This is a genomic window from Caulobacter sp. HMWF025, from assembly GCF_003060965.1.
Taxonomy (GTDB): domain Bacteria; phylum Pseudomonadota; class Alphaproteobacteria; order Caulobacterales; family Caulobacteraceae; genus Caulobacter.
The window spans coordinates 1-26,032 of record NZ_QAII01000150.1 but is presented as its reverse complement, the minus strand read 5'-3'; the positions used below and the strand labels follow the sequence as shown (position 1 = coordinate 26,032).

The 26,032-nt window shown below is 66.3% G+C and carries 23 protein-coding genes; 9 read left to right on the top strand and 14 right to left on the bottom strand.

Annotated elements, in window-relative coordinates:
* The 5 genes from DBR10_RS15980 to DBR10_RS15960 form a co-directional block, all read left to right on the top strand.
* A partial coding sequence (locus DBR10_RS15980; protein WP_146187863.1) for a TonB-dependent receptor domain-containing protein occupies window positions 1–1,654 on the top strand: 1,654 nt, incomplete at its 5' end.
* Window positions 1,655–1,702: 48 nt separating this feature from the next.
* Window positions 1,703–3,310, top strand: a complete 1,608-nt coding sequence (locus DBR10_RS15975; RefSeq protein WP_233243444.1) for a tryptophan halogenase family protein — start codon at window positions 1,703–1,705, stop codon at window positions 3,308–3,310.
* The gene (locus DBR10_RS15970; protein WP_108506005.1) at window positions 3,307–4,026 is read left to right on the top strand and encodes a SapC family protein; all 720 of its coding nucleotides are present in this window, start codon (window positions 3,307–3,309) and stop codon (window positions 4,024–4,026) included. Before DBR10_RS15975 ends, DBR10_RS15970 begins: the two co-directional genes overlap by 4 nt.
* Window positions 4,019–5,050: a cupin-like domain-containing protein gene (locus tag DBR10_RS15965; RefSeq protein ID WP_199223620.1), complete on the top strand. Its 1,032-nt coding sequence runs from the start codon at window positions 4,019–4,021 to the stop codon at window positions 5,048–5,050. Before DBR10_RS15970 ends, DBR10_RS15965 begins: the two co-directional genes overlap by 8 nt.
* Entirely contained in the window at window positions 5,047–6,549 is a 1,503-nt protein-coding gene (locus tag DBR10_RS15960; RefSeq protein WP_108506006.1) for a tryptophan halogenase family protein, read from the top strand. Before DBR10_RS15965 ends, DBR10_RS15960 begins: the two co-directional genes overlap by 4 nt.
* Before the next feature lie 85 nt (window positions 6,550–6,634).
* Here DBR10_RS15960 and DBR10_RS15955 read toward each other — a convergent pair whose 3' ends face one another.
* Both DBR10_RS15955 and DBR10_RS15950 read right to left on the bottom strand, forming a co-directional pair.
* A complete protein-coding gene (locus DBR10_RS15955; protein ID WP_108506007.1) occupies window positions 6,635–7,789 on the bottom strand; it encodes a glycoside hydrolase family 88/105 protein in 1,155 nt (384 codons plus the stop codon).
* A gap of 144 nt (window positions 7,790–7,933) precedes the next feature.
* Window positions 7,934–9,001 (bottom strand): glutathione S-transferase family protein, encoded by a 1,068-nt coding sequence (locus DBR10_RS15950; protein ID WP_108490434.1) that lies wholly within the window; start codon window positions 8,999–9,001, stop codon window positions 7,934–7,936.
* A 214-nt stretch (window positions 9,002–9,215) separates the two neighbouring features.
* Between DBR10_RS15950 and DBR10_RS15945 the strand changes: the two genes are divergently transcribed.
* Complete coding sequence (locus DBR10_RS15945; RefSeq protein ID WP_108506008.1) at window positions 9,216–11,231, top strand: methyl-accepting chemotaxis protein; 2,016 nt, start codon at window positions 9,216–9,218, stop codon at window positions 11,229–11,231.
* Here the strand turns inward: DBR10_RS15945 and DBR10_RS15940 are convergent.
* From DBR10_RS15940 to DBR10_RS15905, 8 genes are all read right to left on the bottom strand, one after another.
* Window positions 11,217–13,106 carry a glycoside hydrolase family 9 protein gene (locus DBR10_RS15940; protein WP_108506009.1) on the bottom strand — a complete coding sequence of 630 codons (1,890 nt, stop codon included), beginning with the start codon at window positions 13,104–13,106 and terminating at the stop codon, window positions 11,217–11,219. The two genes, DBR10_RS15945 and DBR10_RS15940, sit on opposite strands and share 15 nt — an antisense overlap.
* Before the next feature lie 119 nt (window positions 13,107–13,225).
* The gene (pcaF, locus tag DBR10_RS15935) at window positions 13,226–14,428 is read right to left on the bottom strand and encodes a 3-oxoadipyl-CoA thiolase (RefSeq protein WP_108506010.1); all 1,203 of its coding nucleotides are present in this window, start codon (window positions 14,426–14,428) and stop codon (window positions 13,226–13,228) included.
* Between the two features lie 90 nt (window positions 14,429–14,518).
* The gene (locus DBR10_RS15930) at window positions 14,519–14,845 is read right to left on the bottom strand and encodes a DMT family transporter (protein ID WP_108506011.1); all 327 of its coding nucleotides are present in this window, start codon (window positions 14,843–14,845) and stop codon (window positions 14,519–14,521) included.
* Complete coding sequence (locus DBR10_RS15925) at window positions 14,842–15,258, bottom strand: ExbD/TolR family protein (RefSeq protein ID WP_108506012.1); 417 nt, start codon at window positions 15,256–15,258, stop codon at window positions 14,842–14,844. The genes DBR10_RS15930 and DBR10_RS15925 overlap by 4 nt, the downstream gene beginning before the upstream one ends.
* Window positions 15,259–15,260: 2 nt before the next feature.
* On the bottom strand, window positions 15,261–16,199 hold the full coding sequence (locus DBR10_RS15920; protein ID WP_108506013.1) for a prephenate/arogenate dehydrogenase family protein: 939 nt from the start codon (window positions 16,197–16,199) through the stop codon (window positions 15,261–15,263).
* 162 nt (window positions 16,200–16,361) lie between these two features.
* Entirely contained in the window at window positions 16,362–17,483 is a 1,122-nt protein-coding gene (gene hisC, locus DBR10_RS15915) for a histidinol-phosphate transaminase (protein ID WP_108506016.1), read from the bottom strand.
* A gap of 45 nt (window positions 17,484–17,528) precedes the next feature.
* On the bottom strand, window positions 17,529–18,329 hold the full coding sequence (locus tag DBR10_RS15910; protein ID WP_108556505.1) for a chorismate mutase: 801 nt from the start codon (window positions 18,327–18,329) through the stop codon (window positions 17,529–17,531).
* A gap of 114 nt (window positions 18,330–18,443) precedes the next feature.
* Window positions 18,444–19,454 carry a DUF2125 domain-containing protein gene (locus tag DBR10_RS15905; protein ID WP_108489896.1) on the bottom strand — a complete coding sequence of 337 codons (1,011 nt, stop codon included), beginning with the start codon at window positions 19,452–19,454 and terminating at the stop codon, window positions 18,444–18,446.
* A gap of 29 nt (window positions 19,455–19,483) precedes the next feature.
* Between DBR10_RS15905 and DBR10_RS15900 the strand changes: the two genes are divergently transcribed.
* Window positions 19,484–20,032 (top strand): gamma-glutamylcyclotransferase, encoded by a 549-nt coding sequence (locus DBR10_RS15900; RefSeq protein WP_108504000.1) that lies wholly within the window; start codon window positions 19,484–19,486, stop codon window positions 20,030–20,032.
* Window positions 20,033–20,900: 868 nt separating this feature from the next.
* Here the strand turns inward: DBR10_RS15900 and DBR10_RS15890 are convergent.
* The 4 genes from DBR10_RS15890 to ftsE all read right to left on the bottom strand — a co-directional run bounded on the left by DBR10_RS15890 (window position 20,901) and on the right by ftsE (window position 23,913).
* Window positions 20,901–21,611: a lysophospholipid acyltransferase family protein gene (locus DBR10_RS15890; protein WP_108504002.1), complete on the bottom strand. Its 711-nt coding sequence runs from the start codon at window positions 21,609–21,611 to the stop codon at window positions 20,901–20,903.
* A 117-nt stretch (window positions 21,612–21,728) separates the two neighbouring features.
* Window positions 21,729–22,319: a YdcF family protein gene (locus tag DBR10_RS15885; protein ID WP_108504003.1), complete on the bottom strand. Its 591-nt coding sequence runs from the start codon at window positions 22,317–22,319 to the stop codon at window positions 21,729–21,731.
* Window positions 22,316–23,209, bottom strand: coding sequence for a cell division protein FtsX (locus DBR10_RS15880; protein WP_108556504.1), 894 nt, complete (start codon window positions 23,207–23,209; stop codon window positions 22,316–22,318). Before DBR10_RS15880 ends, DBR10_RS15885 begins: the two co-directional genes overlap by 4 nt.
* Window positions 23,206–23,913, bottom strand: coding sequence for a cell division ATP-binding protein FtsE (gene ftsE / locus DBR10_RS15875; protein ID WP_199223459.1), 708 nt, complete (start codon window positions 23,911–23,913; stop codon window positions 23,206–23,208). Before ftsE ends, DBR10_RS15880 begins: the two co-directional genes overlap by 4 nt.
* An 84-nt stretch (window positions 23,914–23,997) precedes the next feature.
* On the opposite strand from ftsE, the gene DBR10_RS15870 reads away from it, so the two are divergent.
* A complete protein-coding gene (locus DBR10_RS15870) occupies window positions 23,998–24,930 on the top strand; it encodes a DUF3426 domain-containing protein (protein ID WP_108503995.1) in 933 nt (310 codons plus the stop codon).
* The gene (locus DBR10_RS15865; RefSeq protein WP_369831655.1) at window positions 24,866–25,453 is read left to right on the top strand and encodes a phosphoribosyltransferase; all 588 of its coding nucleotides are present in this window, start codon (window positions 24,866–24,868) and stop codon (window positions 25,451–25,453) included. Before DBR10_RS15870 ends, DBR10_RS15865 begins: the two co-directional genes overlap by 65 nt.
* Window positions 25,454–26,032 lie beyond the last annotated feature (579 nt).

The following is a 26,032-nucleotide window of genomic DNA, read 5'->3' as shown; positions in this document are numbered from 1 at the left end:
TATGCCGGTCCTCTCCGTGACCATGCATCCGGGTGCCGGGATCGACGCCGCGAACATTCGGCCTGCGGGCAACGCGTTCCGTAACGCCTACATGAAAGACACGATCGATCAGATCAACCTGAACGGCGGTTACGACTTCGATTCCTCATTCATCAAGAGCCTCGACTTCGGCGTGGGCTATATTGAAAATGAGGTTCGTACGGCGTTCGGTGTGATCCAGAACGACACTTGGGGCGGAACCCTGTCGGCAGCCGATACGCCTGACTCCCTCTTCACGCCGCGCGGTCTGCCGGGTGACCTGTCGGGCATGAGCGGATCGAATGGCGCAGGTGTCATTCCGACCTATTTCCAGATCAACACCAAAGAGCTGATCAAGCTGCTCGATACGCGACTGGGCATTTGTAATGTTGCCCCTGGCGATACGTGCCTGGCCCCTTACTCGACGGACCGGCGCATCACCGAAAAGTCGCTCACGCCGTGGATCCAGTCGCTGCACGCGTTTGAGATGCCGAATGGCAAAGACCTCAATGTGAGGCTCGGTGTGCGCTACGAGGAAACCAAGATTACCTCCAAGGCGCTTGCGTCAATTCCGACGGGCACAGTTTGGGTTGCGCAAAACGAGATCAGCCTGGTCCAAGCTCCGGGCACCGGCTTCTCGACGCTTAAGGGCGAATACAAAAACTGGCTGCCGGCCGTCGATGTTGATTTTTCGCCGATCGACAACGTCAAGGTGCGTGCATCGTACAGCCAGACGATCACTCGCCCGGATTATGCCAGCATGCAGGGCGGCATTACCCTGGGCCAGCCTCTGCGGGTGGGTGCCGGTGGCAGCCAGGCCAGCGCCGGCAACCCGGCTCTCGAGCCTTACAAGTCCGAGAATATCGATCTCTCGGCTGAGTGGTATTATGCCCGCACCAGCTATGTGTCGGTTGGCCGCTTCGACAAGAAGGTCAAAAACTTCATCGCCAATGGCACCACCCAAACGCCGTTGTTTGATTTGAATGACCCATCACAAGGTGCAGCGGCCGTCGCTGCGCGTGCTGCCTTGGGAGCCAATGCGTCGTTCGATCAGATCGTGAACTGGGTCCGCGTCAATCGCTCGGCCGACTATGTCGCGGGCGTCGGTACAGCGGGTGGCATTATCGGCCGACCGGCAGATCCCGATGTGGCCTTCACCTTCACACAGCCTTCCAACAGTGATCAGGAAGCGCGCCTGAGTGGCTGGGAGTTTGCCATCACGCACAATTTCGGGGACACCGGATTTGGCGCGATCCTGAACTATACCATTGTCGACAGTGATACGTCTTTCGACAACACCCTGCCTTGGACAACCACCCAGTTTGCAATTACCGGCGCAAGCGATAGTGCAAACGCGGTTGCCTTCTACGACAAGAACGGTCTTCAGGCACGGGTTGCCTATAACTGGCGCGACAAGTTCCTGGCCGGCAAGGATCAGGACCCATACTACATCAAGTCCTATGGGCAGTTTGATGCCAGTGCGAGCTACGAGTTCCGCAAGGGTTTCACGGCTTTCTTCGAAGGGATCAACGTCCTGAATGAAGATCGCACTGGCGTTCGTCGAAATGATCGCGCGATCTTCTTTGCGGCGCCTGGATACTCGCGTTATTCGTTCGGTGTTCGTTACACCTACTAAATATACTGACGAACTAAGAGTAGTGGACTGAGGAGAACCACATTGCATGTGCAATGTGGTTCTTTTCTCTTTAACTCGCATTTATCGGGTTTAGAATTAGGCGCGATGACGGGTCCGATTCATCAGGTTGTTATCGTGGGAGGCGGCACGGCGGGGTGGCTGTCCGCATGCCTTGTGGCGGCCCGGCGACCCGACCTGTCTGTCACTCTGGTCGAAGCGCCCAACATTCCGACAATCGGCGTTGGCGAAGGCACCTGGCCTACGATGCGCGAAACTCTGGCCACGATCGGCATCTCGGAAACGGAGTTTCTGAGCGCGTGCGATGCCTCCTTCAAGCAGGGCTCCCGGTTTGATGGCTGGGTAGATGGCTCGGCCGGCGACAGCTACTTGCACCCCTTCAGCCCGCCACCTGCATCCGACATGCGCGACCTGCTGGCGGCCTGGCGGGCGAGCGGATCAGGTACGCCGTTTGCCGCGGCCATGAGCCCGCAGCATGCGGCATGTGCCCATCACCTGGCCCCTCGACAGCGTTCGATGCCCGACTACGCCGCGGCATTGAACTATGGCTATCATCTCGATGCGGGCAAGTTTGCCGCCTTGCTCGCCCGCCATGCGACGACAAGGCTGGGTGTGACCCATATTGCCGGCGAAGTTGTCGGCATTGTCACCGCACAGGACGGGGACATTGCCGCGCTTGAGCTGAAAGATCAGTCGTCAGTTTCGGGTGATCTCTTTATTGATTGCTCTGGCCAGGCGGCCCTGTTGATCGACAAGCACTGCAAGGTCGATTGGGTCGACCGCTCTGATGTTTCGTTCAACAATCGAGCCTTGGCCGTTCAGGTGCCGGTCGACAGTGATGCCCCCATCGCTGCGCAAACGATCGGAACGGCACACCGGGCGGGCTGGCTTTGGGATATCGCCTTGCCGACGCGGCGCGGAATTGGCTGCGTTTATGCGTCCGAGTTTTTGAGTGATCGTGAAGCTGAAGAGGTCTTGCGCGACTACGTGCGCACAAAAGTCTCCAGTCTTGCCGCTGATAGACTCAATATCCGTCAGCTTTCCTTCAAGACCGGGCATCGTGCCAAATTCTGGGAGCGCAACTGCGTTGCAATCGGCCTATCGGCTGGCTTTATCGAACCGCTTGAGGCCTCAGCAATTGTCCTCATTGAGCTGTCGCTCAAGGCGTTGGTCGACAATTTCCCGACCCGCCGCGACGTGATGGATATCCATGCTGCGCGCTTCAACGAACTCTTCCGCTATCGCTGGGACCGGATCGTCGACTTTCTCAAGCTGCACTATGTCCTCAGTCGCCGCGACGAGCCCTACTGGCGCGCGCAACGGGTACCCGAGACCATACCAGAGCAATTGAAGCAGCAACTCGCTGTATGGGAAGATCAACCGCCATCTCTGTGGGATCTCCCCCGTGTAGAGGAAATGTTCTCTCCAGCCAGTCAGCAATATGTTCTTTATGGCATGCGACCGGCGAAGACGCCGGATGCTGGACCGCCGTCCGCTGCGGCCTTATCAAGATTGGTAGAGGTGCGCGAAAAAGCGCGTCTGATAACAACGGCCTTGCCGACCAATCGCGCCTATTTCACCGCCGCCCAATCACAGACCCCAGCTAAAGTGGCCCCTGGAGACGCAATCCCAAAATGAGCAGCCACCAGATCCTCGATCCAGCCCAGCACGCTGACCTAAGAATCCACACGGGGGCCAGTGCGAGATTTGGTGACAATATCATGGGGTGCCTGACAACCCCGGCTGAGTTTCGCGACGTCCAGGCCAGTTATCCCATCGTCTTCCGTCGGGACATTACCAGTCGGAAGTTTTCGCCCCTGGCGTTGTTTGGCTTCGAGAACGGCGAAAACCTGTTCCTGCAGGGCGAGCGTTGGGATGCTCGATATCGCCCAATGTCTCAAACCATTCAGCCGTTCCTGATCGGCAGACCGGCATCAGAAAGCGACATCGCACAGGTTCATATCGACACCGCCAGTCCCCGTATCTCCACGACAGGCGAAGGCATGCGCGTGTTTGATGAAGCCGGGAAGCCGACGCCCTATCTTGAAGCGGTGGCCACGCAGCTTGCCGAGCTTGATGAGGGGTACCGGCAAACGCCAGAGTTCTGCGACACTTTGGAACGCCTCGAGCTGCTTGAGCCCTTTTCGCTGGAGGTTCCCTTGAAGGACGGGTCTCGTAACTCACTCGTCGGCTATCATATTATTGCCGAGGAGCGGCTCTCCACGCTCGGCGGCGGAGACCTGGGTGAACTTCAGGCCCGCGGTTACCTTCTGCCGATCTTCATGGCCGTGGCCTCACTGTCCAACTTCAGCGATCTGGTTGCTCGCAAGAACGCCAAGTTGACCCTTGGCTGAGTCCGCCCCTTCAATTTTTGCCGGAATGGAAACGGTCGAAGAGCGCGAAGCGGGCGACGCACCGGCGCTTGACGCCCTGTTGAAGACGGCCCGCACGCCTTTCGTGATCCGCGGCCTCGTCGAACACTGGCCGCTTGTGAAGGCCGGACTGCAATCCCCCCGCGCGGCGCGCGCCTATTTGCTGGACCGCGCGCGCGACGTGCCCTTCTCGGTGTCGGTTGGTCCTCCGGGCCATGATGGCCGCATGTTCTACACCGATAGCATGGCGATGAACTTTCAAACGGCACGGGGAAAGCTGTCCGATATATTTGGCAGTATTGACGCCAATGAAGGCCGCGCCGATCCACCGTCGATGTATCTCGGGTCTATTGATGTGCCGGGGCATTTCACGGTCGTGGACCAGGAAAACAGCCTCGATTTGGGGTCGCGCGATACGCTGAAAAGCCTTTGGATCGGGACGCCGACCCGCATCGCGGCCCACAATGATTTCCCGGACAACCTGGCATGTTGTGTTGCGGGTCGTCGTCGTTTTACGCTGTTCCCGCCCGCCCAGTTTTCCAACCTTTATCTGGGTCCGATCGACAATACGCCAGCCGGCCGGGCTGTGAGTTTGATTGATTTTCACCGCCCTGATTTTGGGGCCTACCCGAATTTTGCCGAGGCGTTACGCCACGCACAGGTCGCTGAACTTGAGCCCGGTGACGCTCTGTTCATTCCGTCGATGTGGTGGCATCACGTCGAGGGCCTGGCAAAGTTCAATATTCTGCTGAATTACTGGTGGCGCGATACGCCCCGCTTCTTGGGCCAGCCCCAGGATGCGCTCAACCATGCGATCCTCACCATTCGCGACTTGTCGCCCGAGGACCGGGCGATCTGGCGTGAACTGTTTGAACACTACGTGTTCAACAACACGCCCGCCCTGCACGATCATATTCCGTCAGAAGCGCGCGGCGTTCTGGACACCTTGACCGCAGAGACTGCAGGCCGCTTGCGCGCCTTCTTGCTAAGGGCACTCAGCCGATGACCCATGCTTACCAGAAGCAACGTATCGTGGTTGCAGGCGGCGGAACGGCCGGCTGGATGACGGCGGCTGCGCTTGCGCGAACCCTGGGCGATGCCATCGACCTCACGCTGGTGGAATCCGATGCCATCGGCACGATCGGTGTCGGCGAAAGCACCATCCCGCCGATCGTCTTGTTCAATCGCTTGCTTGGGATCGGCGAGGCGGACTTCATGCGCGCCACGCAGGCGACCTTTAAGCTCGGTATCAAGTTTGAGAACTGGAAGGACGTCGGCGAGAGCTACTTCCATTCCTTTGGTACGACGGGCAAGGATCATTGGTCCGCCGGATTTCAGCATTTCTGGATGCACGGACTGACCAAAGGGCATGTTCACAGCTATGACGACTATTGTCTTGAGCTGAAGGCCGCGCTGGAGGGCAAGTTCGCACACTTGCCGGACGAGCGGATGAACTATGCGTATCAACTGGACTCTACGCTCTATGCGGCCTTCTTGCGCAAGATGGCCGAGGGGGAAGGGGCCACGCGTATTGAAGGCAAGATTGCCAGGGTTGAGCTGGACGGGACGACCGGCAATATCGCAGCGCTTTGCCTCGACGGTGACCGGCGCGTCGAAGGTGATCTGTTCATAGACTGCACCGGATTTCGCGCGTTGCTGATCGAAGGCGCGCTGCACGCCGGCTATGATGACTGGAGTCATTATCTGCCCTGCGATTCAGCGATTGCGGTGCAAACGGCCAGTGTGCGCCCCCCCGTTCCCTACACGCGCGCCATTGCCCATGACGCCGGGTGGCAATGGCGCATTCCGTTGCAGCACCGCCAGGGTAACGGGATCGTCTATTGCAGCCGCTATCTGGACAAGGACGCGGCCCTTGACCGGCTGCTCGGTTCAGTCGAAGGCGAGGTTCTGACCAAGCCCAATGTTATCGGCTTTACAACGGGCGCGCGGCGCAAGCAGTGGCACCGCAATTGTATAGCTGTCGGGCTTTCGGGCGGCTTTATGGAGCCGCTGGAGTCCACCTCGATCCATCTTATTCAACGGGCGATCCTCCGGATCATCCGGATGCTGCCAAATGGTAAGGTGAGCGAACGAGATATTGCTGAATTCAATGAACAGCAATTTGCAGACATGTATCAAATACGCGATTTCCTTGTTTTGCATTACAAGGTGACTGAGCGCCGCGACTCGCCCTTTTGGCGGCATTGCGCGGCGTTACCGATTCCTGAAAGTCTTGAACAGAAGATCGAGCTGTTCCGCGAAACCGGCCGTGTTTTCCGTCGCAACGAAGAATTGTTTGCCGAGAATAGCTGGGTGCAGGTGATGATGGGTCAAGGCATCATGCCTGAGACCTATCATCCCGTTGCTACGAAACTGCCACCCGAAGAACTGGAAGGCTTCCTTGCGGCACAGCGCGAGGCTGTCGCGAACACGGTCGCCCGATTACCAGACCAGCAGTCCTACCTTGCCTATTATTGCTCTGCGAAGGATGAGCGGGCTGCGTGAGCCTGGCGATCATTGCTGCCGCCCGGCCAGGTTTCGCCTTGGCTGTGTGTGCCGCGTCAGCTGGGGCGACGAGACCTCGGTCCGCCTACAGCCCCGCGGCTTCTGATGCTGCGAGCAGGAAGGCCCCGACGCCATAGAGCTGGGTGTCGTCCGGCAGGACGTCTTCCGGCGCATAGCCGACCTGCTGCACCCAGCCCAGCTTGCCGTCCGCCTGTACGGAAGACGCCAGGGCCGTCCATCCCCGTTCCGCGGCCTTCCGGTATTCCGGCCCCTTCAGAAGGCCCGTATTGACGCCATAGGCGAGGCCATAGACGAAAAAGGCTGTTCCACTCGATTCCGGGGGCGAGCCTTCCGGCGCGAGCAGGGAGGGGGACCAGAATCCGTCGGGCTTCTGAATCCGGACAAGGGTGGTCGCCATCTGCTGCAGCAGGGCCTCGTAGCGCGGCCGTGAGGGGTGGTCGGCGGGCAGGCTTTTCAGCACATTGACCAGACCGGCCACAACCCAGCCATTGCCCCGGCTCCAGAAGATCTTGCGGCCCTGCGCATCGCGCCGGTCGAAATAGCGGCTATCGCGGAAGAAGAGCCCTTCCTTGGGGTCGAACAGATAGTCCGTCGCCACCCAGAACTCCCGGTCTCCATAGGCGGCATAGCGCGGGTCGCCGGTGGCCAGGCTGAGTTCGGTCCAGGCGGCGGGGCCCATGAACAGGGCATCGCTCCAGCACCAGCGGGTCTGGCAGGGCGGCTCACCGACATTGTCCTCGAACACCAGGGTGTTGGTCGGCGGGCTCTGCAGGATGGCATCGAAGCGGGTGCGGAGGGCCGCGATCTTGGCCGGGTCGCGGTCGAGCTTGTGGATGGCGAGCCAGGCCTGCCCGATCACGTGGTCATCGGCGTGATAGGGCCGGGGACCCAGCTGCCAGGCCTGGGCGACCCCGTGATCCCGAACCGCCTTGCTGAAGCGCGGCTCGCCCGAGCGTTCGGCAAAAGTGGCTAGGCCACTATACAGCGTACCCTGGATCCAGCCGAGCGGTTCGACCGTGCTATGCAGGTGCGTCCGCGTGTAGTCGAAGCGGTCCATATGGGCGAGCTGCCAGTCGGCGACCTTGCTGCCGAGCGCCAGGACCTCAGCCCTTGCGGGGCGGGCCCCTGTCGCGGGCGGGCTGACGGGTGGGGCCGCCGAACTGACACCCCCTGCGCTCAGGATCATGCAAACCAGAGCGATCATTCCGATCATGCGCATGCCGTGGGTCCTGCTGGATGGCCGATGCCCTTCTGAGGCCCGGTACTTTGCAATGAGGGCTTCCATGATGGTCAAGCCAATAATCTCCGGATCAGGATGGTCCGGGGCGGACTTTCACCCATCCCGCGTGTCTTTGGCGGGCCGCTATCTCCACCAGCGATCACGGACGACGGCGCCGGGCGATGACGGCGGGGCAATGGGCTGCGGCCCAGGCGGCAAAGCGAGTGTGGCGACAGAGCCCGGGCCCAGGTGCTGGCCAAGCGAGGCCCTGGCCGCAGGATCCAGTGCCGCATAGGACGCCTGCAGCCGATCCAGTCGCCAGGCGCGATAGGGGTTGGCGCGGTAGGCGAAGGTCACGCCCGCATCGGTGTAGCGGGTCCTCGGGGATCCTTCTCTCACGGCCAACTGGTTGGCGGCCATCTCAGGCAGGAAGCGGTTTTCGACCAGGTCCAGCAGTGGGCGCAGGTCTTCGGGCCCATGGTGCAAGGGGGCGGCTGTGCGGTCGGGATCCGGCGCGAGGGCCCAGAGCCGCGCCACCCATTCGGCGACCCGTGGCGCGCGGTCACGCAGGATGGCGGCGGGTGTCGGATCGCTGGCGAAATGGCGAAACAGCGGGCCAAACAGCCCGATGTCTGCCCGGGTCGGAGCGTCTCCGAGGAGCCAGTCCCGGGTGGCGAAGACGGGGTTGAGGGCCGCAAGCAGGTCGAGATAGTCGGCTTCAATCCGGCTGCGGTTGGCCGGGGTCACGCCCTCGTCGCGCAGATAGACCGATCTCTGTCGGCGCAGCGCGATCTGGCGGCGCAGGGCTCGGGGCAGGGGGATGTCGGCAAACATGCCGTCCGCCAGCCGTCCGCTCATCAGGCGGGCATCGGCCGCAAAGGCCCAGCGGTAGTAGAGGGCCGGCCGCCAGAGATGCTCGTCACCATAGGTTTCGATCAGGTCCGCCAGGAAGCGCAGGGCAGGGTCATCGGGGGTCAGGCTGCTGTCGGGGTGGTCGCGCTCGAGTCGGTCGATGATGACCGGCGTGTCGGTCAGCCATTGGCCATCGGGCCCTTCGAGCTGCGGCATCTGCCAGACGCCGGTCTTGCGCCCGAGGGCGCGAAAGCTGGCCGTGTCCATCTCCTGCAGACGATAGGGCAGACCTTTGGCCCGCAGGTAGCCTTCCAGCTTTCCCGTGAAATAGGACAGGTCCAACCCATGAACGATCAGCACCGGGTGTGGCCCTCCTCAAGCGATTGCGTTGGCCTAAGGAGACTTTATGGCACCGTACATGTCAATAGTTTCAGACTCGACGGGGCGATTGCACAGTTGCCCGCCGCCCGCAGCATGACCCCGATAGCGGCCATTTGTCGCAACCTTTGCGGGATATGTTTAACGCGCTGGTCAGCAATGCCATGCGTCAAATCGTTGCGCAGCGGAGGGATTCATGACGGGCGGGACGCGGGCAGGCTTCCGGGAAGCGGTCGACGGCTTCCGGCGAACCGTGCTGGTCGCGATCGTCGCGCTCGTGGCCGTCTCGATCGCCTCGCTCGCGCTGCTGCGGGTCAACGGTCCCCTCTATCACCAGATCGCCATGGGCAAGGATCTGGTCGCCGATATCCTCCCGCCGCCGGAATATGTCCTCGAGGCCTATCTCGAAGCGACCCTGGCCCTGCATGAGACCCCGACCCAGGTCGCCGGCCGCGCCGACCGGCTGAAGGCGCTCAAGGCCCAGTATGATGACCGCCAGGCCGTCTGGGCGGCGTCGAACCTAGACCGCAAGCTGAAGGCCCAGATCGGAGGCCCCGTCAACGAGCCGGCCACGGCCTTCTGGGACGAGATCGAGCAACGCTACATCCCGGCCCTGGCGCGTGGCGACCAGGCGGCGGCGGATGCCAGCTATAGCGCCCTCAGCCAGGACTATAACCGGCACCGGCAGGCCATCGACACCCTGGTCACTGATGCGACGGCGATGGCGGCCCGCAGCGAGCGCACCGCCTTTTTCGGTCTGCTGGCCGTGATCGTTCTGATGGGCGGCGGCCTGGCCGGGGCCGTTATGGCCGTGCGCCGCCGCAGCGCCCTGATCGTATCTGAAGTGGTCGACCCGCTTCTCGAGCTTACCGCGACGATGAGCCGGCTGTCAGAGGGCGACCTCAATGTCGAGATCCGCCGGACCGAGCGCCCCGATGAACTGGGCGCCATGGCCCGGGCCCTGGTGGCGTTCCGCGACCAGAGCAGCATGACCCTTGTCCTGCGCGATGATCAGGAGATTGCCGAGGCTGAGGCCTCTGTCGAGCGCCGGGCCGCCGAGAACCGGCGGGCCGCCGCCCTGCAGTCCATGGCCGAACGGGTTGAGCGCGAGACGCGCGGCGCGGTCCAGAGTGTCGCCGAGACCACGGCGGCCGTCGCTGACAAGGCCAATGCCATGGCCCGGCTGTCCAGCGACGTGCAGAACCGCAGCGATGCTGTCGCCGATGCGGCCCAGGAGACCCTGGCCCAGACCCAGGCCGTCGCCGCCACGGCCGGTGAACTCGATGTCGCGATCCAGAACATCACCCGCCAGGTCGAGCAGGCGCGCCTGGCGGCCACCGAGGTCGCGGATGCCGCTGGCGAGGCGGACGGCGCGATCGCCCGTCTGTCCAAAGCCGTGGACCAGATCAGCCGCGTCACCGACCTGATCTCGGACATTGCCCGTCAGACCAATCTTCTGGCCCTGAACGCCAGCGTGGAAGCCGCCCGGGCCGGGTCGTCCGGCCTCGGCTTCGCCGTCGTCGCCGGGGAAGTGCGCAACCTCGCCCAGCAGACCGCCGCGGCCACCGCCGATATCCGCGGTCTGATCGGCGGCGTCCAGCACTCGGCGGATGAGACGGTCCAGGCGGTCAGCGGCATCAACGGTCGCATCGAGATCATGGACGAGACCTCGGTTGCGATCGCCGGGGCGGTTCGGGAGCAGGCCACCGCCACCATCGCTATCTCCCGAGCGATCGCCGAGACCAGCCTGATGGCCGAACGCATGGTCGCCCAGATCCGCGACGTCTCCCGCGAGGCGCGGTCGGCCGGAACCATTTCCCGCGAAGTGGACGAATTGACCCAGGTCGTCGGGGCCGACATTGCCTCGCTCAGCCGCACCCTGGTGCGGGTCGTGCGGACCTCGACCGACGAGGTCGAGCGTCGCCGCCTGCCGCGCTTCTCGACCAGCCTGACCGTCGAGGGCAGTACGGTGCACGGCCCGATCCGGGGCAAGGTTTGCAACATCTCGGAAGGCGGGGCCTTGATCGAGGGGCTCGGCGTCAATAGCGGCACGGTGAAGCTGCGGCTGGGCGGGATCACCGACCTGCTCATCGCCCAAGTATTGCGCGTCGAAGACGGCCTGTGCCACGTCAAGTTCAGCGCCACACCGTCGCAGCAGACCCAGCTGGAAGCGCTGGTGGCCCGGGTGCGGCCGACGTCAGAGGCCGCCTGACGGCTCGTCCAGCCAGGTTGCGACCCAGAACAGCGGCGCATTCCAGTTCACGGCCACTTCGTTCTGGGTGAAGGACCGGTAGTCATCCGTCCAGCAGGTCTGCGGCCGGCACTTGCCCTTCATGGTCTCGGCAACGGGATCGCCCATGCTGGTCGAGTTCGGCCCCCCGGACAGCACGCCGGGCGGCGGGGCCGGGTAGCGGACATCGGCCTGCTTGGCCCAGAACCGATGGTGCGGATGCTGCATCGGACGCGCGCCATGGCCCGTCACATAGGACCGGTCGAGCGGGTTGCGGCCCAGCACATAGTCCATCGCATCGGCGGCCCCGTTGCGATAGGCGGCCTTGCCGGTGAAGTCGGCGGCAAGGCCCAGCACCATGGCCCGGTTCAGGATCGATGAGTTGGAGCCCCACGGATAGCCCGGCCGGGCATAGGGCAGGCCATAGCCCTGGCTCTCGCCGTCGGCCAGGTAGCGATCGGCGGCCGTGGTCAGATTGGCGCGGGCGGCAGTGATCTCGGCCGGTTTCAGGCCGTTGGGAGCCAGGGCCAGGGTGACCGTGCCGAGCGCCCCGACGGCGCTCCAGCTGATGTCGCCGGTCGCCTTGGTCCCGCCCGCCGTCGGTCCGGCGAGGAACAGGGGCGAGGCCCGCAGGTCGGCCTCATAGCTGGCCTCTCCAGTCGTGGTGAATAGCTCGGCAGCGGCCCAGTAGAACTCGTCGTCCAGATGGTTGTCGCCATAGCCGCCGCTGCCGGTGAAGGCCCCTAGCGCGTAGATCTCGGGATTGCGCCGTGCGGCGGCATAGGCCGTGCGGGCCACCTCGAGGGAGCGGGCCGAAAAGGCCGGGTCGATCGTCTTCCAGATCCGCGCCGCCTGGGCCGCCGAGGCGGCCAGGTTCAGGGTCGCGGCCGTGGTCGGATGATAGAGGTAGCGGGTCTCCCGATCCTCGGCCGGAGCGGTCGGCAGGGCCGTCCAGCGCTCGTCGGCCAGACGCTGGTGGGCCATGCCCGAGGCGTCGACCTCGGTCAGGACCAGTCGCCCCTTGGGGCCGGGGGTCTGGTGGCCGACCGGCAGGGCCAGGGTCTTGCCGGCCGGAACCTGCATGGCCAACAGGAAGTCCAGTTCCCAGCGAGCCTCGTCCAGCAGGTCGGAGACGCCGTTGGCGTTCTCCGGAATACGCCCGCGTCCATCTGCGAAGGCCGCTAGCGTCGAGGCCTTGCCCAGCACCTGGGCCCGCTCATAGGCGTTCAGCAGGGTCCAGACCGAAATGCCGCCATTGACCAGATACTTGCCGTGGTCGCCGGCGTCATACCATCCGCGGCTGGCGTCCAGGGTGTAGTCGCACCCGGCCCAGACCTGGCCGCGCTCGTCGGCCTTGTTGAAGCAGGTGGCCTTGTCCGAGACATGCCCGGCCGGCCGCGCGAGGTCAGGCCGCTGCACGAAGCGGCCCTCGATCGGGATCCCCGAGCGGTTCTGATAAAAAAAGCCGAGGGCGTCGGCCTTGAGGTTTCCATACAGGCGGTCGCCGATCGCGAAGGGGCGGCTGCTGCGGTCGCCGACCGTCAGCTGAAAGCCCTGACCCTTGGCCTGGACGGCGCTGAAATCGATCTGGTGGACATGATCGCCCGAGGCGGCATCGTCGCCGAAGACCCGGGTCTTGCCCTGGGCGACGGTCTTGCCGGCGGCATTGCGCAGGGTCCAGGCCAGCGGGGCGGTCGACGGATCGGCCAGCATGGCCCGCTTGGGCCCGGTCGCCTCGACGCCCAGCTGGTTCAGCCGCACGGCCCGGGGCGCCTCTTCGGCGCGCGCGACCGCGGTCGTGCCCAGCAGGGCGAGGGCCAGGGAGAGGGCCGCCAGAGGCGGTCGTGACTGGGTCATGCGCGTTTCCTGCCGTCGCGGCGCGTCGTTACGCGCACCGTCGAGTTTGCAGGTTAGCGTCAGAGTGACAGCGTTGTCACTCTCCTTTTTTGCGGCAGCCGGGACGAATTACCCCGCTGTCAGACCCGTTCGACGACCATCGAGATACCCTGGCCGACCCCGATGCACATCGTGGCCAGGCCGTAGCGACCCTGCCGGCGGTGCAGTTCCTCGACAGCGGTCAGGGCCAGGCGGGCCCCGCTCATGCCGAGGGGATGGCCCAGGGCGATGGCCCCGCCATTGGGGTTCACGTGCTCGCCGTCGTCAGGCAGGCCGAGGGCGCGCAGCACGGCCAGACCCTGGGCGGCGAAGGCCTCGTTCAGTTCCACCACATCCATCTGGCCGATGGTCAGGCCCAGCCGGGCCAGCAGTTTCTGGGTCGAGGGGGCCGGGCCGAAGCCCATGACGCGCGGGGCCACTCCGGCCGCCGCCGCGCCGACGATGCGGGCGCGCGGGGTCAGGCCGTGGCGCTTGACCGCCTCTTCTGAGGCGATGATCAGGGCTGCCGCGCCATCATTGACGCCCGAGGCATTGCCCGCCGTGATCGTGCCGTCGGGGCGGACGATGGGCTTGAGTCCGGAAAGGGCCTCGAGCGTGGTGGCGCGCGGGTGCTCGTCGCGGCTGACCACGATCGGGTCGCCCTTGCGCTGGGCCAGGGTCACCGGGACGATTTCGGCGTCGAAGCGCCCGGAGGCCTGGGCCGCCGCCGCCCGCGCCTGGCTGCGCAGGGCGAAGGCATCTTGGTCGGCGCGGCTGATGCCGTAGTCATCGGCGACGTTCTCGGCCGTCTCGGGCATGGAATCCACGCCATAGGCCTTGCGCATGGCCGGGTTGACGAAGCGCCAGCCGATGGTGGTGTCGAAAATCTCGGCGTTGCGCGAATAGGCGCTGTCGGCCTTGCCCATCACGAAAGGCGCGCGGCTCATGCTCTCGACTCCGCCGGCGATCATCAGCTGGGCCTCGCCCGACTTGATGGCCCGGCCCGCGACGCCCACGGCGTCGAGGCCCGAGCCGCAGAGCCGGTTGATCGTCGAGCCCGAGACGTCGGTCGGGAGGCCGGCCAGCAGGGCGGCCATCCGCGCCACATTGCGGTTGTCCTCGCCGGCCTGGTTGGCACAGCCCAGCACCACATCGTCGACGGCGGTCCAGTCCAGTCCGGCATTGCGGGCGGCCAGGGCCCTTAGCGGGATCGCCGCCAGATCGTCGGCCCGCACGGAGGCGAGGCTTCCGGCATAGCGGCCGATGGGCGTGCGGACGGCGTCGCAGATAAAGGCTTCGGCCACGGCGGGGCTCCGGTTCAAACGGCTGTTTGCGCCTACCGTAGAGCCTCGCGGTATCGGTTCAAGTCCCGAGCGCCGGCGTTGAGCCCCCGATCAGTGGCTCTTCGAGAACAGGTTGATGACCAGCACGCCGGCCAGGATCAGGGCGATCCCGGCGATGGCCGCCGCATCGAGGCGCTGGCGGTACAGCACCCAGGCGATGCCGGTGACCAGCACGATGCCGACGCCCGACCAGATGGCATAGGCGATGCCGACCGGCAGGGTCTTGAGGGTCTGGGACAGGCCGTAGAAGGCGATGGCATAGCCGACCGCCGTGATGATCGACGGCACCGGCCGGGTGAAGCCCTCGGCCGCCTTCAGGGCCGAGGTGGCGATCACCTCGGCGACAATGGCCAGGGCCAGCCAAGCGTAACCGCTCACTCCGTGCCCTCAGAGATTGTCAGGCCGCCACTGGCGTCTTCCCTGCCGATGAGGCCGATCTTCCAGCCATGGCCCTGCAATCTGTCGATGACGGCCATCAAGCGATCGGGAGAGGATTTGCCGCGCATTTCGATCAAGACCCGCTGCTCATCCCTGGGTACCGCGGCGAAGCGGGCCGTCAGATCTTGGGGCAGGGTTTCGAGCGTTGACGCTTTGCCCTCGATCGTCAGTCGCCCGTCTGTCTCCATAGCGATAAAAACGGGCTTGGCGCGAGGCGTTGGCTTCGCGTTGATGGGCGGCGGCAGATCGACCGAGATCTTCACAGTCCTCATCGGAATTGCGAGACTTCCGACGAGACCTACAACGGTGATCGCCAGGGCAGCGCCGATTGCGATCCTGGTGCCGCGCTTCATGGCTAGTGCTTCCCGCGGTCGCGGCCGAAGTTCGGCTCGGCGCTCTCCTGGCCGGCGGCGACGATGCCGCGGCGGATGGCGCGGGTGCGGGTGAAGTGGCTGTGCAGGGTGTCGGCGTCGCCCCAGCGGATGGCGCGGCTCATGGCCTGCAGGTCCTCGGTGAAGCGGCCCAGCATCTCCAGCACCGCGTCCTTGTTGGCCACAAAGATGTCGCGCCACATGGTCGGGTCGCTGGCGGCGATGCGGGTGAAGTCGCGGAAGCCCGAGGCCGAGAACTTGATCACCTCGCTCTCGGTGACGTTCTCCAGATCGGCGGCGCTGCCGACGATGGTGTAGGCGATCAGGTGGGGCAGGTGCGACACGACGGCCAGCACCAGGTCGTGGTGCTTTTCCTCCATCAGCTCGACCTGGGCCCCGAAGGACCGCCAGAGCGCCGACAGCTTGGCGACGGCGGCGGCATAGGCCTCGTCGTCGCTTTCGAACGGGGTCAGGATCGTCCAGCGGTTCTCGAACAGCTCGGCAAAGCCGGCGTCGGGACCCGACTGCTCGGTGCCGGCAATCGGATGGCCGGGGATGGCGAAGATTTTCGAGCAGTCCTGGGCCCGGAAGGCCTCGGCGACATTGGCCTTGGTCGAGCCGACATCGGTCAGGGTGGCTCCGGCCTTCATGGCCGGGATCACGGTCGAGGCCAGTTCGGGCACCGACAGCACCGGGGTGGCGATGACCACCAGATCGGCGTCGCGCACGGCCTCGGCGATATCGCCGGTCACATGGTCGGCCAGGCCCAGCTCGACCACGCGGGCCCGGTGGGCCTCGCTGGCATCGGCCACGGTGATCTCGCCGACCACGCCGTGGGCACGGGCCGCCCGGATCACCGACCCGCCGATCAGGCCGCAGCCGATCACGGTCATCTTGGGATAGAGCACACCGGGCTTAGGCATGGGGGATACCTCCAATCCGCTCTCCCCGGCGAAAGCCGGGGCCCAGTTTCAGCCAGGGCGACTGGGGATGACGCGCCATGCGGCGGCGCTCATTAGCAGGGCGTTTGTGGGTTCGATCTGGGCCCCGGCTTTCGCCGGGGAGAGCGGTAAATGAAGGGAGCATCATCGCCCCACAAACTGGCCGATCAGCTCGACCACGGCGCGGTTGTGCTCTTCCTGGCCGATGGTGATGCGGATGGCGTCCGGCAGGCCGTAATTGGCCACGGCCCGGACCAGATAGCCCTTCGAGGCCAGGAAGGCCTCGCACTCCAGGGCCGTCTTGCCCGGCACGTTCGGGAAATTGACCAGCACGAAATTGGCCGCCGACGGAGTGACCTCCAGGCCGAGCCCGCCCAGCTGCTGGGTCAGGAACGGCCGCCACTGCTCGACCAGGGCGACGGAGCGGGCCTGGAAGTCGAGGTCGGCGAGGGCGGCGACGGCCGCCTCCTGGCCGGGGATCGAGGTGTTGAACGGCGGACGGATGCGCTCGATCGGCTCGATGATGTGGGCCGGGCCATAGCCCCAGCCGACCCGCAGGGCCGCCAGGCCGTGGATCTTGGAAAAGGTCCGGGTGACGATGACGTTCTGGGCGCTGCGGGCCAGGTCGAGGCCGTCTTCGAAGCGCGGATCCGTGGCGAACTCGGCATAGGCCCCGTCCAGCACCAGCACCACCGAGGGGGGGATGGCGGCGTGCAGGGCGCGGATCTCCTCGCCGGTCAGCCAGGTGCCGGTCGGGTTGGCGGGATTGGCGATGAACACCAGCCGGGTCCGCTCGTCGATGCACTTGACGACCTCGTCGGTGTCGATCCGCTGGCCGGGCTCCCGGGCCATGCGGACCTCGCCCTGGCAGGCTCTGGCCCCGATGGCATAGGCGGCAAAGCCGTGCTCGCCCTGGACGATGTTGTCGCCCGGCTCCAGATAGACCTGGCACAGCAGGGCGAAGATCTCGTCGCTGCCGTCGCCGAAGGTCAGGCGCTCGGGCTCCAGGCCATAGTGCGCGGCCACGGCGGCGCGCAGGCCGTTGGACTTGCCGTCGGGATAGATGTGCAGGCGATCGACCGCATTGCGATAGGCTTCCTTGGCCGCCTCGCTGCAGCCCAGGACGTTCTCGTTGCTCGACAGCTTCACCGGATGGGCGATGCCCTCGATCTTCGACTTGCCGCCGACATAGGCGTGGATGTCCATCAGGCCGGGCTTGGGGGTGGGGCGCGGCGCGGCGAAGCGGTCGGAGGTCGGAACGGTCATCGGCTTACTCTGGTCGAACACGCGGCTCTCTTACACCGCGCGCCGTCAGACGTCGAACGGTGTCGGGGCCGCGCCGATGATGCCGGACAGCTGGCCCGGAGCCCGGGCCAGACGCTCGTCGCCGGCCATGAAGAAGCCCGACAGCGAAAACAGTTTCAGCCCGCCGGACTCGGCGATCAGCTCGGCGGCGACGCCGTCGAGGCTGAGGGCCTCGGCGATCGCGGCGGCGGGGCGGGGGCTGTCGGTGACCCAGAAGGTCTGGTCGGCCCCGGTGGGCTCGACCTCGACCTCGGCGACGGCGAGGGCCGCCTGCGGACCCCAGCGGTTCAGGCAGGGCAGGGCGGCAAAGACCTTCAGGCGGGGCTCGGCCAGCAGCCGGGCCCACCAGGCGCTGTCCGGGGCCAGGGCCAGCACCGCGACGCCCCACGGCGTTCTGGCGGCGGCCAGGGCGTCCTTGGCGTCGGCCAGAACCTGCATGCGGGGGGCGGTGCCGAACCGCAGGCGGGTCAGTTCAACCGCCCGGGCGGTGTCCCTCCCGCCCCAGACGGACAGGTGATAGGGACCCTGGCGGGCGAGGTTGTCGCTCATCACCTCGCGCCAGATGCGGATCACCAGGGCGTCATTGGCCGCCTTGCGCGGCGTGGCCAGCAGCTTGCGGACGATCATCGCCTCGCGGCCCGGACGCAGGCCGAAGCCCGTATCGCCGGCCGCCTGCTTGGCCGCCGCCACCGAACTGGCCAGGGCGGCCCGCTCGTCGAGCAGCTTCAGAAGTTCACCGTCAATGGCATCCAGTCGCCATCGGACCTCGTCCAGTGACGGAGGCGTATCCGCCGCGTCGCTACCCATGTTTATCCCCGAATTTGGAGGCCGGACCATAGTCCTTGCCGCCGAAGGCGCAATAGGCGGCGTTCACGGGAAGAAACTTGCGTGCCCCGGCCGCAGGCGCGCCGGTCACTGCGCTCAATAAACGCGCGGCGAGGGACCGGTGTCGAAGCTGCCCAGCAGGGTCCGGCCCTGCTGGAACTGCAGGTCGGCCTTGATCACCGGCTCATGGCCGAGGGCCTGGGCGGCGGCGGCGAGGGCCTGTTCCGGCGTGCGGATCGGGGCGTCGGCGGGGCGGCGCTCCTTGAGTGTCACCTCCAGCGTGCCCTGCAGGCGGCCGTCGGCATCGACGGTCAGGGCCCCGGACTTCGCCACGCCCTCGGCCTCACCGGCCGTGATCCGGGCGTTCTGCATGGTGATCGCCCCGCCGGCCCGGCTCCAGTCGCGGACGGCATCGGTCCAGTTCTTGCCGCGCAGGGTCGAGACGTGGCTCAGGCGCGCGTCGAGGATCATGTCGGCGCTATTGGCCTGGGCGATGCGGCCCAGCAGGCCGGTGAAATTGGCCCGCGCCCCTTCGGCCCTGAACAGGATCGCGCCCTGGTCGTCGGGTCCGGGACGCAGATGCATCTGCAGGGCCCGGGCGTCGCGCAGCTCGAACGGCTTGATGCCCTGGGCCGTGGTGAAGACAAGGCCCGCCCCCTCGACGGAGATGCGGGGCAGGGGCTGGTCAAAGCCGGCCAGGCTGGCGCGCAGGGCCTCGGCGGCGATCGTCACGTCGCCGTCGCCGGGCCGGGTCAGGACCGCGCCGCGCGGGGCGGTGACCACCCAGTGGTCCAGCCCGTAGATCATGGCCTCGCCCTTCAGCTCGGGCAGGCGCAGGGCCCAGCCCGACGGCTCGGCCACCCGGGCATCGGCCAGGGTCACATCGAGGCGGAACGGAAAGCCGGAAAAGGTCCGCGCGCTCCACGACAGGTCATAGCCCCTGGCCTTCATCGCCACGGCCGTGGCGTCCATCCGCTCCTGGGCCTGGCCCCGCAGCCAGAACCAGCCGATGCACCAGGCGGTGGCAAAAACCAGCGCCAGGACAAAAGGCGTCCACAGACCGCGCCGGCGGGCTTTGCGGGGGGGCGTGGCGTCGCTATGGGTCATGGGGCAGGCGCGTCCAGTCGGGATTGGTGATGAGCGTAGAGAGCGGCGATCGCTGGGTGTTCGGATACGGATCGCTGATGTGGCGTCCCGGCTTTGCGTTTGTAGAGCGAAGACGCGCGGTTCTCCACGGCCGTCGTCGCGCCTTCTGCATCTATTCGGTCCACCATCGCGGCACCTATGAGCGGCCGGGCCTGGTTCTGGGCCTGGCCCCCGGCGGCTCGGTGCGCGGCGCGGCCTATCGGGTGGCGGCTGCCGAGTGGGACGGCGTCTACGCCTATCTGCGCGAACGCGAACAGCCGACCGAGACCTATTTCGAAGCCTGGAGCGATCTGAAGATCGACGGCGAGGCGGGCAAGGTCTCGTCCCTGGTCTTCCTGTCGGACATGAAGCACAGCCAGTGGGCGGGCGCGCTGAGCCTCGAGCAGCAGGCCGACCTGATCGCCGGGGCCAAGGGGCTGTCGGGCCGCAACATCGACTACCTGTCCGACCTCGTCGGCCACCTGCGCGACGACGGCGTCCGCGACCACGCCATGGAGGCCCTGCTCAAGCTGGTGCAGGCGCGGGAGGGGGTGGCCTAATTTCCCTCTCTCTGAGACGGGGTGTGCTGGCATGGCCAGAACGGGACCCGCGTCGTCGACCCCAAAACCCTTGTCATCCCGGCCGAAGCGTAGCGGAGAGCCGGGACCCAGGGGCCGCCTCATTGCGTTTGCCCCTGGGTCCCGGCGCTCCCGCCCTCACGGGCGTCCGGCCGGGATGACAAGATTTTTGGGATTGGGGTGGAAGTCCTCAATGCGGACATCCAGCAGACTCACTCAGCGCCGACGCTGGCCGAGTGATCGGGTGTCTTGCTCCTACAGAGATTGAACCGGTCAGCCGGCGGAAGCTCTACGTAAACGGCACTGCTCATGTCGCCCCTGTCGAACTCGAACCAGCGGCCGAGGCGACCCCTCCAGCTTATCAACTCGATTCCTGCCCCGGGGCAGCCCCTGACATCGAAGGTTTGCGAGATCCATTTCCAGGGTTTTTCTTCGAACACGCAGGTCATTGGAAAGCTCTCGCCACGCCGAATTCGGGGCACCAGGGATTGAATTGGCTGATCGCAATGCAAGCTTCCCTCGCGTTCGAGTTCTGCCCAGGCACGCAGTCCTTCGGGACTGGGCGGCATTGCCGTCGGCGTCAGGGGCCACGTCGCTCGGCGGTAGTATCCGGGCCCCAAGACGGCGACCGTAACCAGAACAGCAAGGCCCAGGCAAAAGAGGCCGATCACGCGCGCGACGCTCATTGGCTCCGAGGGCCTCCGTTCATGCGACCGTCTCTCACAGCCAAGGGTGGCAGTCGCGGATTGTCAATCTTGATGGCGGCGTCACGGGACAGGACTGCCCGTGCCTCCCTTGCCATCGCTTGACGACCCAGACAGTCGCTCTCTCAAAGAGAGAGGGACATCAGCTAAACCCCCTCATCCTCCAGCGCCTTGGTGGCCGCATCGATCCGGGTCTGCAGTTCGCGCATGAACTCGCCGCGCTTGAGGCCGGCGGGGATGGGCGGGAGGTAGTGGAAGACGATGGTGCCGGGCGGGCGCAGCCAGCCCTTGGGCCAGTGGACGCCGCAGTTCAGGGCCAGGGGCGTCACCGGCAGGTCCAGCTCGCGATAGAGGGCGGCGATGCCGGGCTTGTAGTCGCCGGGCACGCCAACGTCGCCGCGCGTGCCTTCCGGGAAGATCACCACCTGGCGCACCTCGGTCATGCGCTCCAGCGTGTCGCGGACCAGCTTCTTGAGCGCGGTCGAGTGGCCGGCCCGGTCGACGACGATCATGCCCGCCTTCAGGCCGTGCCAGCCGAACAGCGGCACGTTGAGCAGTTCCTTCTTCATCACGAAACAGGCGTCGGGCAGCAGGGCGAACTGGCTGAAGACGTCGAACATCGACTGGTGCTTGGCCGCCACCAGGGCCGGACCGGTCGGCAGGTTCTCGCGGCCGCGCACCTCGATCCGGATGCCGGCGATCCAGCGCAGGCCGAACAGGATGCCCTTCGACCAGAAGGTCAGGGCCGCCGTGTTGAAGCGACGCGGCAGCGGCAGCAGCAGCACCATCCACGTCGCCGTGAAGGCCGACCAAATCCAGAAATAGACCTGGAACAGGGTTGAACGCAGAATGATCAAGATACTTTCCCTGCCGGGGGTCCGGCGTCCTCTCCAAACCGCTTCTTCGGCGCAAACGGGCGCTGAATCAACGATCCCCGCGTGATGGACGCAGAGCGCCGCGCCTGCAATCGGTGTTTACCCTTTCGGGCCCAGCTTCAGGAACGCCTCACGGGCCAGGATCGCCAGATATTTGCAGTATTCGACCGTCATGCGCCGGGCGGTCGAGCCCTTCTTCCACCAGTGGCGGGCATCGAGGCCCTCGGTGGCCACCGGATAGGCATAGAGCCGGATGCCCGGCATGGCCGCGTGCAGCTCCAGCATCGAGCGGGGCATATGGTAGTCGGCGGTGACGACGATCAGGCTGTCATAGTCCTTGGCCCGGGCCCATTCGGCGGTCTCGGCGGCATTGCCGATGGTGTCGGCGGCGGTGAAGCCCAGATCGACACAGCAGTCATAGATCGGCTTGACGGCCTTGGTGACATTGAGGACGTCGTCGCGGGTGGCCTCGCGATTGACCCCGGAGATCAGCAGCCGCTTGCCCTTGCCGGCCTCCAGCAGCCGGGTGGCGGCCTCGAGGCGGATGTTGGAGGCCCCGGTCAGCACGACCACGCCGTCCGCCACCGGCGGTTCGGCGGCGGGCACCGACCGCTCGACCCGACCGGAAAAGGCCAGCAGGCCCACGGCCCAGACCAGGGCGGCGATCAGCAGGGCGGCGGCACCCTTCATGGCAGGTCCCTCAGGATCCGCAGGGCGGCGAGGCGGGCGGTGATCCCGGCCACCAGGGCGGCGATCAGGGCGCAGGGCAGGGGGGCGAGCAGGTCGATCCAGGCCAGCGGCAGGATCGGCGTCAGCCCGGTCCCGCCGCCCAGCACCAGGGCCGCGACCCCGACGCCGACGGCAAACAGGCTGCCGATCAGGCCGGCCACGGCGGCCATGGTGGCAAAGCGGTTCTGGAACAGGGCGGCGACGAACCCGGCCTCGGCACCGGACAGGTGCAGGACCTCGATGACGTCGGCGCGGGCCGACAGTCCCGCTCGCGTGGCGTAGGCGATCACGGCGGTGGCGGCGGCGGCCAGCAGGCTGAAGACCCCCAGCGCGGCCAGCCGGGCCAGGCCCGCGCCGCGCTCGATGTCGGCGATCCAGCGGCGGTGGTCATCGACCACGGCATCGACATTGGCGGCCTTCAGGGCCCGGGTCAGGGTCTCGGCCCCGGCCGGTGCCCTGGGGTCGAGGTCCAGGGTGACCAGACGCGGGGTGGGCAGGTCGTCGACCAGGGCGTCCTTGCCGATCCAGGGTTCCAGCAGGGCCTCGGCCGTCTCGCGGGTCAGGGCGCGGGCCTCGGTGACGCCGGGCACACCGGACAGGGCCTCGGCGGCGCGGGCGGCGGCGGCGTCGGGCGTCTCGCCGGCCCGGGCCCGGACGACGACGGTGGCCGATCCGGTCAGCTGGCCGGTCCAGCCGAGGCTGGCGCGGTTGGCGGCCAGGGCGGCCAGGGCGGTCAGGCAGGCCAGGAAGCACAGCACCGCCACCACAAAGACCAGCGAGCCGTCGCGGGCATCGCGCGGCGGCAGCAGCGGGCCGGGCTTCCAGCGGTCGACGCGGAACAGCGCGCTCATCGCCGGCCCTCCGGCACGGTCAGGCGGCCGCCTTCGAGGTGCAGGGTCGGCCGGCCCGCCCGGGCGACGAGGTCCTCGTCATGGGTGGCGATCAGCACCGTGGTGCCCAGCTTGTTCAGCTCGACGAACAGCCGCAGCAGCCGCAGCGACATGGCCGGATCGACATTGCCGGTCGGCTCGTCGGCCAGCAGGATGTCGGGACGGTCGACCACGGCCCGGGCGATGGCCAGGCGCTGCTTCTCGCCGCCCGACAGGGTGGCGGGCAGGGCATGCATGCGGTCGCCCAGCCCCACCCAGTTCAGGAGCTCGGCGACATCCTCGCGATAGGTGGCGGGCTTGCGCTGCAGGATGCGCATCGGCAGGGCGGCATTGTCGAACACCGACAGGTGCTCGAGCAGCCGGAACTCCTGGAACACCACCCCGATCCGGCGGCGCAGGAACGGCAGGTCGCCGACCGGCAGCAGGCTGACATCGCGTCCGAACAGCTCCACGCGACCCCGTGACGCACGATGGGCCAGGTAGATCAGCTTGAGCAGCGAGCTCTTGCCGGCCCCCGAGGCGCCGGTCAGGAAATGGAACGAGCCCGGCATCAGCGAAAACCCAATGTCGAGAAGGGTTTCCGGCGCCCGGCCGTAGCGCATCGACACGCCCTCGAAGCGGACCACCGGAAGGGCGTCGTCGCCCTGTTCTGCGTCGATCCGCAAGGAGGTGTCGCCGGGCTTTCTGGACATCAGGGGCAAAATCAGCGACCCCGGATTGTTAATGCGTGGAGCCTACGATTCGCGGCCATGATACTGACCTGCCCGGAGTGCGCCAGCCGCTATTTCGTCGACGACTCCAAGGTCGGTGCGGCCGGTCGCGTCGTGCGTTGCGCCTCGTGCGGCCACCGCTGGACCGCCCATAACGAAGAGGCGATCGACCTCTTTGACGACCCGCCCTCGGCCCTGACCGCGCCACCGCCGACGCCTGTGGTCGAGGAGCCGGTCGTCGCCGCCGAGAGCGAGCCCGAGCCGCCGGTCAGCGCCCTGCCGGGCGAGGAACTGCCCAAGGTCTTCCGGGCCCGGGCCGATGCCGAGCGCCGCCTGAAGGCCGCGACCGCCACCGGCGTCATCTGGGCCGGCATGGCCGCCGTGATGGGTCTGATGCTGGTTTCGGCGATCATCTTCCGGATGGATGTGGTCAAGCTGATGCCCAGCACGGCCGGGGCCTTTGCCAGTGTCGGCCTGCCGGTCAATACGGTGGGTCTGGTCATCGACCGCGAGAGCCTCAAGGCCCAGCCCTCGCTCGAGGAGGGCCATGCCGCTGTCACCATCACCGGCGTGATGCGCAATATCACCGAGCATCCGGTCACGGCGCCGCCCCTGCGGGTCGAACTGCGCAACGAGAAGGACAAGCGGGTCGCCGGACGCATCGCGGCGGCCGCCGATCCCACCATCCCGCCGGGCGAGACCCGCCACTTTGCCATCACCTTCCGCGACCCGCCCCGGACGGCCCGCGATGTCGTCATCGGCTTTGCCACCGAGCCGGGGGCCGCAAACCTGGTCAAGACGGTGATGAAGGCCGAGCACCATGCGCCCGAGACCCCGCAGCTGGACCTGCGCGGGGCCCAGGACGCGGCCGTTCCGGGAGAAGCGGCTGGACATGAGGCCCCGGGGCATGAGACCGCAGCCCCGGAAGCTCCTCCTCCCTCCGACTCTCACGAACCGGCGCACCATGACTGACACGACCCATCCCGAAGTCCTGATTTCGGAAGCCGAGATCGCCGAGCGCGTCCAGGCCCTGGCCCACCGGATCGCCCCGCGCATTGACGACGACACGGTCGCCGTCTGCCTGCTGACCGGCGGCCTGTGGTTCGCCGCCGATCTGACCCGTGCCCTGTGGAAGGCCGGTCGCAATGTCCGCTTCGACGCCCTGTGGCTGGCCTCGTATCATGACGAGCGCAAGAGCACCGGCCGCTGCGAGGTCCGCGCCGACCTGCAACGCCCGCTGGTCGGCCGCCGCGCCCTGGTGGTCGATGACGTGTTCGACAGCGGCCTGTCGCTCAGCGAGGCCTCGCGGCTGGTGAAGGACGCCGGGGCCAGCGAAGTCCTGACCGCCGTCTTCGCCCGCAAGCCCTGGCCGACCGACCGCGGCATGGAACCCGACTTCGTCGCCTGGGAAGCCCCGGCCCGCTACCTCGTGGGCTACGGCCTCGACGACGAGGGCAAGAGCCGTGGCCTGCCCTATATCGGGGCGCTGGACTAACGCGACCTGGACCTTGAAACCCTCTCTCTTTGTCAGCGGGAGGGGGCCGCCGCCGCAGGCGGTGGGAGGGTGAGAGGTTTCACCCTGTCCGAACGGAGCACGGCCATCCTCTCATCCTGAGGACGCCAGCTGACTGGGCGGCTAGCGGCTATTCGACCAGTCACTTCTGCCGCGCCACGGGATGCCGAAAAGCGGACGCTACTGACGTCCTTAGAGGGTGGTTTGGGGACAACACAATCACCGTCATCCCGCGCTTTATGCGCGGGACCCATTTGACTGTCGCAGGTGCGGTACGCCGTGGATTTCCCACGTGGAAGCCGAACCATGGGTCCCGCGCATAAAGCGCGGGATGACGGTTTGTTCGTTTTGGAAGCTGAACTTCCAAACATCCGCTCAGGGTCGAGACCAGAAGTTAGCCCGCCGCCGGAAACCGGACCTTCGTAGCCCCCCGGCGCCTGATCGTTCAAAGGTCGCCGGCTGACTGTAGGCCGGCACCCGCGCCGCAGTCGCCTCATGGACAGAAGGCTGCAAATGCAGGGCTTCCCGGCCAGCGGTGAAACCTCTCACCCTCCCATCCCG